The following is a 14,035-nucleotide window of genomic DNA, read 5'->3' on the forward strand; positions in this document are numbered from 1 at the left end:
TAAACCTAAAAAACAAAAACTACCACAGACTATCTAAGCTGTAAAAGTTTATTCTTGGCGATATTGATATACAAATTATTTTCATAAGGAAAATTGATAATCTGTCCATATATATCAATAGCCGATTCTTTATCTTCACTTTCAATTAATATTGCCTTACTAAGCAAGGCTCTAATCTTAATAAAATCTAATTTAGTTTGCCCAATTATATCATTATACACCGACAAAGCTTCTTCCACTTGACCCATTTTTTCATAAACCATAGCTTTATTAATATAAGCAAGCTCCCTTTCAATATGTTTCGAACCAATCACAATCTCTAAATCTTCAAGAGCTTCTTTATATAAACCTTTGCTTTGAAAATAAATAGCCCTCGCAAGATAAAACCGTGGAAGGAATTCGCGAGCAACATCGTCTCGTTTTTTTGCAGATTCTTCTATTTCAATCTCCAATTTACCTTTCTCTTCATCATTATTTTCTTTTAAATAAAGCTTTAAATCATTTTCAAGCTTTTCTACTATTTCTCCACCTGCTTTGACATAATTCACATCCATAAATTCATAAAAAAAAATAATACTTCCCACAAAAACAATAGCTGCAAGAATACCTACCAAAAACTTATTCTTAAACATCAGCATTCCTTTTTAATAAATTTGCAAATGGTTTATAAGATTCTTCATCATCTTCTTTAAATAAATAAGAAGAGATTTCTTCACTTGATTTCTGCTCTTTATATGCCCTATAAGACAATAAGACTAACCTGTTTTTAAAATCAATATTGGTAATTATAACCTTAAGCTTGTCGCCAACATTTAACTTTTCAAAAGTTTCCAAACTGGATTCTTTTGTATCTCCAAGTTGGATCTTGCTAATGAATCCCATTATTTTACCATAAACTTTTACTTGAACCCCTTTGGATTTTTTCTCTACAACTTCAACTTCAAGAACATCACCTTTTTTATAGCTCTTAGAAAAATCATCCCAAGGATTTTCTTCTAGCTGTTTGATTCCCAACCTAATGTTTTGCCTCTTAACATCAAATTCAATCACCTTCCCACTAATTGAACTTCCCAATTCAAAATATTCCTCAGGATTAACTTCATCAATCCAAGAAATATCAAATTTACTAACATATGCATCTATGCCTTCTTCAATACTTACAAAAGCACCTGCCTTTGTAATATTTTTCACAACACCTTGAATAACCTTACCAACTTCACATCTCTTAGCCAAACTGTTCCATGGATTTTCATTAACTTGCTTAATACCTAAAGATATTTTTTGATTCTCTTTATCTATATCTAAAATTTTAACTTCTACTATTTGTCCGACTTTAACTAATTCTTGAGGACTCTTTATTACCCTCACCCAAGAAAAATTACTTATATGCAAAAATCCTGATATCTCACTATCAAGTTCAACTACAGCACCAAAGGGTAATATCCTGGCAATTTTACCCTTCACAATACTCTCAATCTTATATTTAGATTCAACAAAATCCCAAGGATTTGTCTTTAAAGCTTTAAGTGACAATTCAATCTTTCCTGTATTGGTACTCAACTTGATGATTTTTAACCTTAACTTGTCACCAACACGAATAAAATCTTCAACATTCTCAACTCGATTAAAGGCAATATTCCTTTTGTGCAGTACCCCTAAAACAAGATTTTTAATCTTTATAATAGCACCATAATCCGTAATTCGCTCAACAACACCATCAACTATATCACCTTCGTTATAAGAACTAACAATCTCTTTTCTCTTTAAAAATTCACGCTCACGCTCTAAAGTTCGTCTATCAAGAATAATCCTAAGCCCCTCGGTCTTATCTGCCTGAATAATATAAAATTCAACATTTGACCCTCGTTTTAATTTTTCATCCTTATACATAGAACTTAAATAAGCTGGCATGAATCCAGTAACATTCTCATTAATCTGAACCTTATAACCACCATTTGAAAGTTCAACTAAAATCTTGCCTTTAAGTACCTTCCTATTTGCAATATACTCGTCAACCTTATCTTGCAAATTAAGAGCATCAAGCTTTGAAACGCTAAGAACCAATCCTAATTCTCCCCCTACTTTTGTAACTATTGCGTCAAGCTTATCTCCAACATTTGGAATGGTTTCAAATTCATCAATTTTAATAAAACCTTCAGACTTATAACCAATATCTACAAGCACATAATCTTTCATGATGTTTATCACAACACCAGAAACACTACTACCTAGCTCTACTTTTTCAAGAACCTTTAGATAATTTTCTTGCAAATCTTCTTGATTTTCCATCCTCACCTCTCTATTACTTCTTTTTCAAATTAAACGTCTTTATGATAATATCACATACATCATTTAAGCACTTATAGCTCGTATCAATATAAAACACTTCTTTGGCTAATTTCAATTTACCATACTCTTTATTTTGATCAACTTCATCACGTCTCTCTAGTGCTTGCTCCAGCTCATCTAAAGATATGTCACTATCCCTCTGATTATATCGTCTCAAAGCACGCACTTTAAAAGAAGCATCAAGATATATTTTAACCTGAGCTTCCGGGAATACTACAGTAGTAATATCTCTACCCTCTATTATATAATCATCATCATTGAATTTAACTATTTCTCTTAATTTTTTATTCACAATATGCCTAACACCTATATAAGAAGAATAAAGAGACACTTGAAAATCTATTCTCTCATTTAAGATATGACTTATAATATCTACACCATTAAGTAAAAAATCAACACCATTAAATCCAATATCATTTTGTGATACAAGTTCTAAAACTTTATTTTCACTTAGTAGATCATATTTATTTAGAGTAAACCTTTGGGCAAGTAAAGTTATTATCCTATATAAATAACCTGAACTAATACACTTAAAACCCAATCTCATCCCTAGCGCTTTCGCAATAGAGCTTTTCCCAGAAGCTGAAGGACCATCAATGGCTATTATCATTAACATCCCCCCAAAAATTGAGTCTTAAATTTATTAACCTTAGCCAAAGATAAAACTCTAATTTGCCCTTCTCTTAAATTATCCAATTTAATACTACCTATCCTAATTCTATGAATTTTCCTTAAATAAATATTTTTACTCAAAAAAACTTTTCGAATCTCCCTGTTTTTACCCTCCGTTAAAATCAACCTGGCAGAATGATTGTTCAAAATTGCATAAGACTTCAGCTTAAAAAACTCTCTCTCTATTTTTATTCCACGCTTAAAACTGATGAGCAAATCCTCATCAACAGTTTTTTTTGACTCAATAACATATTCTTTTTCAATTTCATTTCTAGGATGAATCATACTATTGGCAAATTGACCATCATTAGTAAAAAGTAAAAGCCCAGAACTTTTAAAATCAAGCCTACCAACTGAAAATAAACGTTCTTTAAATAAAGGCTGAACTAAAGATATTGCCAATCTTCTTCCCTCTAAATCAAAATTGGAACACAGATAATTTTTAGGCTTATTAAGAGCTATATAAAGCTTAGCTTTGAGATTACAATCCCTAAAAACAAATACTTGCCTTTTATATTCAACCCTATCGCCTAAGGAAACTTTATCTCCAAGCTTTGCAAGAGAGCCATTTATTTTGACAAAATTTTTTCTTATAAGATCTTCACAAAATCGCCTAGAACCTATACCCTTATCTGCCAAAAAAACATGTACTCTAAGTTCTTTGCTACCTACATTCGTCAATACTTTGATCCTTTTCTTAAAGTCAATTCATTGTCTATATAAACCAAATCTATAACATTTGACATTTTATATTCAAGAGCTATTAAAAAGTAACAAAATTTTTCAAAAAAGTAAAACTTATCACTACCTTTCAATAAAAAAACAAAAATAAAATTTTCCTTTTGGTTTAAAAGCTCAATAATTTTTGATTTTTTATCCAAAATTTTAGCATCATAAGTGCCTAAAACACTAGGCCTAAATTTAGTAATATCAATATCGTCTTGACTTTTCTTACCACTTAAACTTGTCACCGTCTTTCTAACTCTACCTTTAGACTTACTAAGCTCAAACAAACAATCCTGAAGATTGTCTGCACTTTCTGAAAAAACGCTATTTTTCTTTAAGAAAGAAGATCCCAGCCTATCCTCATGTGCCTTATGCGAGTTACGAGTGGTCATTTTAGACTCTGCATATCCCTCACTGAAATTTATTAACTTTTTCACTATTTCTCTTTCAATTAGCTTTTTATCTCTTTTTAATTTCACTGGATAAAGAATTTGCGTCTTTAAATAAAGTAAACTGGTTGAAAAAGAATAAAATTTAATTAACTCTTTAATATCTATCTCAATACTCTCAGAAAATGCCATAAAATCTTCTATTATTTTACTCAAATTAAAAGTTTTTAAAACCTCTCTCCTATTTCTTACGTAATCAAAAAAAATCTCTATTCCACCTTTAAAATCATTACAAACAATTAAATAATCATCCAAACTCACCTTTTTATTCTTCATCTTGCTTCACATTTGTTCCAATCTCAAGTGAATCTTGATTCAAACCTTCAAAAATTATATTTCTAAGTTTACTCTCAAGTTCATCTGTTAGTTCCTTTTTTTGAATAAGATAACTTATAGCATTCTCTCTACCTTGCCCCAACTTATCATTTCCCATAACATACCAAGAACCTGTCTTTTCTATCAAATTATACTTAACTGCAGCGTCTAATATACTAGCTTCCCGTGAAATACCTTTCCCAAAATAGATCACAAGTTCCACTTTGCGAAAGGGGGCGCCACTTTGTTTTTTACAACCTTCACCCTTACCTTATTACCAATAACATCATCTCCAACACTTCCAGTTAACTGCTCAATTTTTCTAACCTCAAGACGAAGAGAAGAATAAAATTTTAAAGCATTTCCTCCGGTAGTAGTCTCTGGATTGCCAAACATCACACCAATTCTCATTCTTATCTGATTAATAAACATAATACAAGTATTAGACTTTGAAAGTATACCCGCAATCTTTCTTAAAGCCTTACTCATTAATCTTGCTTGAAGCCCAATCTGTACATCACCCATTTCACCATCAATTTCTGCTCGTGGTGTTAAAGCCGCAACAGAATCAATAATAATTAAATCAATTCCACCACTCCTAATTAGATATTCAGCAATCTCTAGGGCTTGTTCTCCTGTATCAGGTTGACTAAGCCAAAGTTCATCAACATTAACACCCAAAGCTTTTGCATAAACGGAATCAAGAGCATGTTCAGCATCAATGAAAGCTGCTATCCCACCTTTTCTTTGGACTTCAGCGATTGCTTGAAGAGTTAAAGTAGTCTTACCAGAAGATTCAGGACCAAAAATTTCTATTATCCTTCCCCTAGGATAACCTCCAACACCCATCGCCTCATCAAGCAAGATGGAACCACTGGATATACTCTCTATCCCCTTCACAGGAGATTCGCCCATCTTGATAAGACTTCCCTTCCCAAAATCTTTCTCTATTTGAATTCTAGCAAGCTCAATAGCTTTTTCTCTGTTTAATCTATCATCCAAAGAATTATCTACTTTACCTTTTAACCTTGACATTTTACACCTTTCTAATTAATTTTGGCAGGCTCTATTTTCTTAACATAATATTGGAAATGAGTATCATTTATAACAAAATCAAGATTATCGCCTTCTTTTGCATCCAATAAATTTTCTCCAAAAGGAGATTTATAAGATATAATACCTTCATCGGGATTTGATTCCCAAGGTCCAAATATTAAATAAGACTCCTCCCTATCTGTAACTTTATTAAGCATGGTCACTTTCGTTCCAAATCCAACAACAGCACTTTGAAGCTCTTTAGTATCAATTACTTTTGCAACATCTATCTCTGACATCAGAGAATTCAATCTCTTAGTTAAAAATTGTTGTCTTTCCTTTGCAGAATGATATTCTGCATTCTCTTTTAAATCACCAAGCTCACGCGCTTTACCGATTTCTTTTGAATTCTCTGGTATCTCTATATCTTTTAAGTACTGTAATTCTTTTTGCTTCTTACTAAGAGAACTTAAAATAGTTAAAAATCCTATTTCTACCTTATCGCCTGAATATAGCATCTTTTCATCTTCGAATTCAATATTATTAAACACACTTCTTATTGTCGTTTTAATATGCAAGAGTTCCTTTGGGGGAAAATCTCTTATATAAAAACAAGTCATATATATCCTTTTGGCAAGCTCTTCATCCATAACTTCACTTAAAACGGTACTAAGGTATTTATCCTTGATCAATAGATTGATTACCATCTTATAAATTCTCTTGTTAGCAACAGAATTGTTTTTATTATTAATCTTAACAACACTGTCTGTTAAAATCTTGATTAAATTTACTAACAACTCTGAATCGGAATAATCTAAATTAAGCGAATAAGACGTATAATGTTTTAAAATCCAAATATAAGCATCTTTATAAACTTTATAATTCTTTATTACATAATTGAAAAGCTGAGCTGTTTCTTTTATATTTTCCTTATAAAGAGAATCTATTAATTTCTTATTAACATACGAAGGAAAAAGCTGTTTATAGTAAATAACCCAATCCATTAATTCTTCCTTAATTAAGGATATCAATTCTTTTTTTATCTCTGCATTTAAAATTGAATCAAAAAGATCAACTATACTTTTGGCATACTCTTTGAAAAGAGCTCCTAAATTAATATCTTTTTCAATATTAAACTTTAAAGCAATCCCACTTTCAGAATTTTTCAAAGACTTAAGTATAACATAAGAACTTATAACATAATGATCAACTTTTGTAAAATTATTAACATAAATTAAAAAATAATTAAACATTTCCTCTTCAATATGCAAATCCTTTGCAACACCGTTAGCAGTATAATAATGCATAAAAATTTCATATCTTTTATAAAAATCTTTTTCTACCTTAAATTTATCATAAATTTTTTCATTAAAGTTCGAAGCTCTTTCGTTGTATATATAACAATCGGCTTTTCCAGACGCCATAACAAAATGAGGGTTGTCTTTTAAAATTTGCTTGGCCTTTACACTCCAAGAGTTCCATGAACTCTGAGTCATTAAACTTGGGACAAGCTCCCTTTTTATTCCCTTTAAATCAATAGATTTATAACTTTTAATAATTATTCTTAAAGCCGATTCAATATCTCTTTTTAAATATTCTACAAGCTCCTCTTTTGGCTTAATTGCTTTTAAAACCCTAATATCTTCTCTCTCAAGAGGAGCTAAAGCAGATATAGCCATATCAAAACTAATAAAATGTCCTCGCTTAGAAACAAAATCAACTACAATTCCCTGTTCATTCACATCCTTAACTATTCCCACAAACCAGGTTTGATGGTATACAAAATTACCCTTGGCAAAAAACAAATATTTCTCAAAATCAGAATAAACATCAACAAAATTCTTATCAAGATTTTCAATATCAGATTTCTCAAGATACTCCTCAATATTCTTAACATCCTTATATTTTTCTCTCAAAAAAAGAACTAAATTTTCTCTTGCTTTCTGGTTTTTATTGTCAAGTTTTAAGATTCCTTTTAAAATCTCTATTGTTTCATCAATATTTCCACTTACAGAATAATGTTCATATAAATCCTCATAAAGAACTACAACCTTTTTAAAGCCAAGTTCTTTCTCAACTTTTTGAAGTATAAGAAGAAAAGAATCAAAGTCATCTGCTACATACTTGATAAGTTTAGACCATATCTCTCTAATGCCAGACATTTGTTTCTTATCAATAAAACGATAAATGGCCTTTCTAAAAAAATATATTGATTTCTGCAGATCAACACTTTCATAATGGGCAGCAAGCTGCCTTACAAATACAGTATCATCAATATCAGCTTCAACAATACGTATCCAGATATCTGGTAGTTTATCATTCTCATTATTCTGTGCATATATCTTTGCAAGAGTATAAAGCGCATGCTTATTCTCAGAAGTTAAAAGCATCTTGTGACAAATATGCTCAACAAGAGACCATTTCAAATTTTGAGAAAATAAATCTACAACTGTAAGCAAACTCATATCATTAAGTGGTCTTCTACTATATATAAGCATACCTGAAATATAAAGACCAGCAATACTTTTTTTGATATCTTTTAAATGCTTACTACAAATATCTAAAGCTTCTTCCGTTAAATTTTCAAGAATTATATTATCTATTAACTCATCCAATTCCTTTATCTTTGCAAGAGAATAATTATTAACAACTATCCTTGTCCACTTATCCTCTTGCAAGACATTATCTAATCTTTCTATAGTAGTATTAGACATTCAACTCTCCTAATATCAATTTTATTAAAAATCAACCTAATTAACATATTGCTGATATATTCCTATATCTACTTCTTTAATATAAGATAAAATCTCATCAATTCGAACACGATCTTCTTTTATCCTGACATAATGATCAATAAGCCAAAAATACTTATTAATAAGCCTTGGAAGCAATATGCTCTCATTTATTGACCTATAAGATTTTTCCTTAAGTTCATTACGCAAACTATAAACAGATTGCTTTAAATGACCAAGCTCAATAGGCCTTAATTCTCTTTTTATATTAAAAACGCCATTTAAAGCTCCATAAACAGGTATCCATTCTTTAATAAGAGTATCGGAAATATTTCTATCACTCCTAATGGCTTCTATTAACTTAATTATCATTTCCGATTCAAGTGCATCTATATCTATTCTTTGAGGATTAATAAAAAAAGCCTCTCTAAATAACACTTTAGCTTCTTTAATTTCATCAACAAGGGCATAAGAATCAGCAAGTTCGGCAATTACATCTGAATTATCCTTTGCATCCCCTAATATCTGCAAAAAAACAGCTATAGCTTTTTCATAATTACCCATTCCCTTATAAGATTTAGCAATCTTGATTAAGATATCTAAATTTTCTGGCTGTAGTTTATATATATCCTTATATATATCTAAACACAACTGAAATATGAAATGCTTAATTGAATTACGGCCTTGTATAAAATCAAAATTCATCTTTTTCAAATATCTTCTAGCAAAATTATTCCATTCTCTTATTAAAAATTCAGCCTTTTCATAATCTTTATCTATCCGATCAAGACTTTCAATCTGGCCATTCCAATATACAGAGCTTTTTAAAGCAGTTAAAATCTCAATATTATCAAAATCAAGTGAATGTGCTTCTTCTGATTTCATTAAAGCTGTCTTAAAATCACCTTTCCTGAAGCTTAAATAAATGTCTTTAATTAATTCTGCGATTTTTTCTGACGACACATTCCTACCATTCTAAATATGTATAAATCCTAAATGAGCTTATATAATTATAACATTAATAACTTTTTAGTCAAACAGGCTTTTTTTAAACAAAGGATAATATTTTATTTATTATTTTTTTAAGATAATATTTATGTATTAAACATTAAACAATAATCATGAGGGTAAATTCAACTTTATGGAAATTGAATCTAATAAACTTATTAAAAAATCTATTCGCTATTATAACTCTCACAAATATTCAGAAGTAGTTAAGATTTTAGAAAAAGAAATTTTTTTTTACAAGAATTACTATTTTTATCACTATATTTTAGGAATGTCTTATCTTAAAATGGGAAATCTAGGCAATGCTCAGACATACCTAAAAAAAGCTTATACTTTAAATCCAACAGAACCAAATGTCAAACAATCAATCGCAATATTATTAGCAACTCAAGGTAAAGAAGATAAGGCCATACAGATATGGCTTAAAATGATAGAAGAAAATCAAGAAGTAAGGCAATCAGAGCTTTCTCTAGAAACCATCAGAAAAAATCCTATTCAAGGAACACTATTTTTAAATAAAAAAATATATGATAAGTTATTCCCAGAAGTTAAAGTAGAAACAGGTAACAATTTATCTAAACTAACAAAGATATTACTAACAATAGCAGGAATTTCACTTCTAATTATATTAATATTCTTAACTATAAATTCCAAAGAAACAATTAAAATGACACTCAATAATTCTAAATCCAAAACAGCAAAAAAAGCCATTAATAATATAGCAGCATACATTGACGATATTAAAATAAATGATAAAGAAAAACTTGAAAACTATGAGGGACAATTTGTATTTATACTAACTGAAACTGAAATCAAAAATTCATTTCAAAAAATAAAAACTCACCTCAAACAAGGAAAAGATAATTTTGCAAGAATTGAAATCAATAAGATATTGAATTCAAACGCATCGGAATCAATTAAACTTAAAGCTAAAAACCTTGCAAGTTTTATATCAAGACCAGATTTTATTACATTTGACGATTTTTTAATTTTAAAGGAAATTAAAAAAAATCCTTTGATTTACTCAAATGTATATGTCAAATGGGAAGGCATTGCCAATAACATTGAGAAAAAAGATAACATAACTTACTTTGACTTTTATGTAGGATACAATAAAAATGCCCTCGAAGGCATAATCACAACAAAAACAACTTTTGATATTGACATCAATTTTAAGGACTGTATTGAAATATTAGGACAAATAGATTATGAACATCATCAAAATACACTAACTCTTAATGCAATCACAATACGCAAAATAGAAAAACAAAAAAATTAATACTTCAAATCAGTAAGCAAAACATTAAAGATTCAATGATCTTAAATCAAATCCTCAACTAAAAAGGAGTGCATAAAAATTTATTATTACCTTTAATAAATTTTATGGCCTCATCAAAAGATAATAACAACTCTTCCTTTTTAGTTAGATCTCTTACCTTTAATTTGTCCTCTTTGTATTCCTCTTGACCCACAAAAATTAAAAACCTTATAGCTTTTTCAAGAGCATATTCTATTTGTGTCTTAATATTTTTACCATCCTTACTCTTAGGGTATACTTCACAAGCAATATTATTTACCTTAGAATAATCATGCCTTCTAAATTTGTCTGCAAGCTTATAATAATAATCCTGCAAATTATCATCTATATTAACAATTAATACCCTTGAATTGGCTTTAACAACAAATAACTTAATATAATCAAATTTCTCACTTTCAATTATATCTTGAATTCTATCAATGCCAAAAGATCCACCAACTCCTGAAACCTTTTGTAGAGAGCCAGAAAACAAGGATAATAGATTATCATATCTCCCCCCACTACAAATACTTCCCATATTAGTACCTATCATCTCGGCCTCAAACACAAGCCCTGTATAATAATCAAGCCCACGAACTATCTTAAGATTAAAATTAAAAGCATCTTGAATTCCTAACGTACTCAAGTGTTTAAAAATATCTTCAATTCTCTTAATAGTATTATTATGTTCTAAAATACCTTTTAAAGTCTCCAATTTGTCCCAGAAAGTTCCTTCCAAATTTATAAATTCTAATATTAAATTAACATGATCTTTGCTTAACTGTGTAAGCAAATTTTCCCTTACAATCTCAATCCCCATCTTATCTAATTTATCTATATTTCGCAGAATAAAGATAGATTTATCCTTTAATCCCAATTTATCAATATAAGAATTTAATATTCCAATATGAGAAAAATGAATGATAAATTTTCTATTAATACCTTCTATAAAATTCAAAAAAATCTCTTCAAGGCCACAATACACAATAGATAAAATTTCAGCATCACTACGAAAAGTATCTTCACCTATTATATCAAAATCAAATTGCATAAATTCTCTATATCTACCCTTCTGAGTATTCTCACCTCTAAACACCTTCCCTATCTGAGACCTTCTGAAAGGAAATTTAATTTTAATCTATTAGTAGCCATAAATCTTGCAAAAGGAACCGTTAAATCAAAACGCATAGAAACATCCCTATCTCCGTTATCTTTAAACCGATAAGTCTGTTTTTCTACTTCATCTCCACCTTTTCTTAAAAGAAATTCAGAATACTCAAGAATAGGAGTATCTATTAAATCAAAATTATACGAAACAAGAACACTATATATTTGCTTTATAATATGAGTACGAATTAACGCTTCCTTTGGCAAATAATCTCTAAAACCTTTTAAAGTTCTAACATCCACTGTATTTAAACCTCTATTAATCTCAAATTTAATCTTTTCATAATATAACATTATAAAATATAATATTGTAAATATGAGAAAAAAAATTAAGCAAACATTAATATTAAAATTCTTAACTGTTAAACGTTTAAAATAACATAAGGGAATATCTATAGCATTTCATGCGTAATAAAAATTTCGCTAGTACCGTAAGATTAAATATCATTCTCACAATTTTTTTCATAATAACATTATTGACCATTTATAAATATCTTATGTTAATGTCTTCAAAAGAAGCCCAATACTTTCCTCAAAATATAAATCATATTTCAAAAAGAGGCAACATTTATGACAGAAACGGTAAAATAATAGCTTTTTCTTCGAAATCACACTCAGTAGGCACAGACACAAATAAAATAAAAAATATTGTAAATATATCAGAAACCCTTGGTGCAATACTAAAAATTGAACCCCAGCTACTTAAAAAAAAATTGTCATCCAAGAAAGGTTTCACATATATAAAAAGAAAAATAACAAGAGAAGAATCTGAATTAATTAAACGAATTCAATCAGAAGGAAGACTAAAAGATATCGTACTTTATCCAGACTATACAAGAATTTATCCATTTAAAGAACTTGCAAGTAATATTACAGGATTTGTTGGAATTGATAATATCGGACTTACAGGTATTGAACTTTCCCTAAATACCATATTAAATGAAGATCTTACAAAACAAAAATCTATCAATGAAAAGCCAAGCACAAACAACATATATTTGACTATAGACATAATTCTTCAAAGACAGATAAATCAAATAGCAAAAAAATACTTTAAAGAAAATAATCCTGAAAACATGATTACCGTAGTAATGGATGCCAAGAATGGAGAAATTTTGTCAATGCTTCAATTTCCACAATACGACGCCAATTACTATGCAAAATATCCTAAAAAATTATGGAATAATTTTGCATCTTCACTCACCTATGAACCTGGAAGCATTAATAAAATTTTTACAGTAGCGATTCTATTAAATAGCGGATTATTAAAATTAAACGAAAAATTCTTAGATAATGGAATATACCAAAAGAAATTTAAATCTGGAGAAGTGGTTACAATTAAAACCTTAAATCCCCCTTATGACTACATTGATTCTAGTGGAATTTTAATATATTCATCCAATGTGGGAATAGCCCATATTACAGATAAAGTAAATAATGAATATTTTTATAATAAACTAATAGATTTCGGTTTTGGAGAAAAAGTTGGATTTCCTTTTCCCGGAGAAACAAAAGGAATCTTAACACATCATTCAAAATGGTCAGGAAGAAGTAAAGCCACAATTGGATTTGGACAAGAAATAGGAGTGTCCGCCATTCAAATACTGCAAGCTGCTAGTGTACTTAGTAATAATGGAATTATGTTAAAACCTAAAATCATAAAAAAAATAAACAATGAAATGGACAATACAATTCAAGAATTCCAAAAAGAGGAAATTAAAAGAGTAATATCTAGCTATACAGCAAAAGAAGTTTTAAAAATGATGCGGGAAGTTGTAAATAAAGGGGGAATACCAAATCTTAAGATGAAAAACTTAAGCATTTCAGCTAAAAGTGGTACTTCGCAAGTAATCAATCAAAAAACGGGCAAATATTCAGAAGAAGACTATACATCCTCAATACTAGTAATATATCCTACAGAAAATCCAAAATACATCATATACATCGTATACAGATATCCTAAAAAAACAATATATGGAACAAGAATTGCTGCTCCCATGGCAAAAGAAATAATAGAATTAATTGAATACCAAAACAATAAAAAAGAATATAATGAAATTAAAATTTCCTCAAAAATTAGCATACTAAAACCTACAATCAAAAATGAAACAACAAATCTCTTGCCAAATCTTATAGGACTTTCAAAAAGAGATTTAATGAAAATCTTAAAAAACTATAAAAAAATAAAAATAAAAATCAAAGGAAACGGTTTTGTACATGAACAATCTAAAGAACCTAATACAAAATTAGAAGATATAGATGAACTTGAAATCATCTTAAAATAA

Annotated in this window: 9 protein-coding genes and 2 pseudogenes; 2 read left to right on the forward strand and 9 right to left on the reverse strand. The window is 29.1% G+C overall.

Features of this window, described 5'->3' with window-relative positions; genetic code table 11:
* Positions 1-29: 29 nt before the first annotated feature.
* The 8 genes and pseudogenes from ACWUD1_RS00625 to ACWUD1_RS00660 form a co-directional block, all read right to left on the reverse strand.
* Positions 30-632, reverse strand: coding sequence for a tetratricopeptide repeat protein (locus ACWUD1_RS00625; RefSeq protein ID WP_472756656.1), 603 nt, complete (start codon positions 630-632; stop codon positions 30-32).
* Positions 625-2,289, reverse strand: a complete 1,665-nt coding sequence (locus ACWUD1_RS00630; RefSeq protein WP_472756657.1) for a 30S ribosomal protein S1 — start codon at positions 2,287-2,289, stop codon at positions 625-627. The genes ACWUD1_RS00625 and ACWUD1_RS00630 overlap by 8 nt, the downstream gene beginning before the upstream one ends.
* 13 nt (positions 2,290-2,302) lie before the next feature.
* Positions 2,303-2,959 (reverse strand): (d)CMP kinase, encoded by a 657-nt coding sequence (cmk, locus tag ACWUD1_RS00635; protein ID WP_472756658.1) that lies wholly within the window; start codon positions 2,957-2,959, stop codon positions 2,303-2,305.
* Positions 2,959-3,702, reverse strand: coding sequence for a pseudouridine synthase (locus ACWUD1_RS00640; protein ID WP_472756659.1), 744 nt, complete (start codon positions 3,700-3,702; stop codon positions 2,959-2,961). The genes cmk and ACWUD1_RS00640 overlap by 1 nt, the downstream gene beginning before the upstream one ends.
* A complete protein-coding gene (locus ACWUD1_RS00645) occupies positions 3,699-4,472 on the reverse strand; it encodes a hypothetical protein (protein WP_472756660.1) in 774 nt (257 codons plus the stop codon). The genes ACWUD1_RS00640 and ACWUD1_RS00645 overlap by 4 nt, the downstream gene beginning before the upstream one ends.
* A pseudogene (gene recA / locus ACWUD1_RS00650) lies at positions 4,462-5,546 on the reverse strand (recombinase RecA). The gene ACWUD1_RS00645 and the pseudogene recA overlap by 11 nt, the downstream one beginning before the upstream one ends.
* Before the next feature lie 11 nt (positions 5,547-5,557).
* Entirely contained in the window at positions 5,558-8,260 is a 2,703-nt protein-coding gene (gene greA / locus ACWUD1_RS00655; RefSeq protein WP_472756661.1) for a transcription elongation factor GreA, read from the reverse strand.
* Positions 8,261-8,296: 36 nt separating this feature from the next.
* Entirely contained in the window at positions 8,297-9,241 is a 945-nt protein-coding gene (locus ACWUD1_RS00660; protein WP_472756662.1) for a tetratricopeptide repeat protein, read from the reverse strand.
* Positions 9,242-9,425: 184 nt separating this feature from the next.
* On the opposite strand from ACWUD1_RS00660, the gene ACWUD1_RS00665 reads away from it, so the two are divergent.
* Positions 9,426-10,565 carry a tetratricopeptide repeat protein gene (locus tag ACWUD1_RS00665; RefSeq protein ID WP_472756904.1) on the forward strand — a complete coding sequence of 380 codons (1,140 nt, stop codon included), beginning with the start codon at positions 9,426-9,428 and terminating at the stop codon, positions 10,563-10,565.
* A 58-nt stretch (positions 10,566-10,623) separates the two neighbouring features.
* On the opposite strand, the pseudogene hisS reads toward ACWUD1_RS00665, so the two are convergent.
* Positions 10,624-11,993, reverse strand: a pseudogene (hisS, locus tag ACWUD1_RS00670) (histidine--tRNA ligase).
* Positions 11,994-12,154: 161 nt separating this feature from the next.
* On the opposite strand from hisS, the gene ACWUD1_RS00675 reads away from it, so the two are divergent.
* Positions 12,155-14,035 (forward strand): penicillin-binding transpeptidase domain-containing protein, encoded by a 1,881-nt coding sequence (locus tag ACWUD1_RS00675; RefSeq protein ID WP_472756663.1) that lies wholly within the window; start codon positions 12,155-12,157, stop codon positions 14,033-14,035.

The sequence above is a fragment of the Borrelia tillae genome, assembly GCF_055693965.1.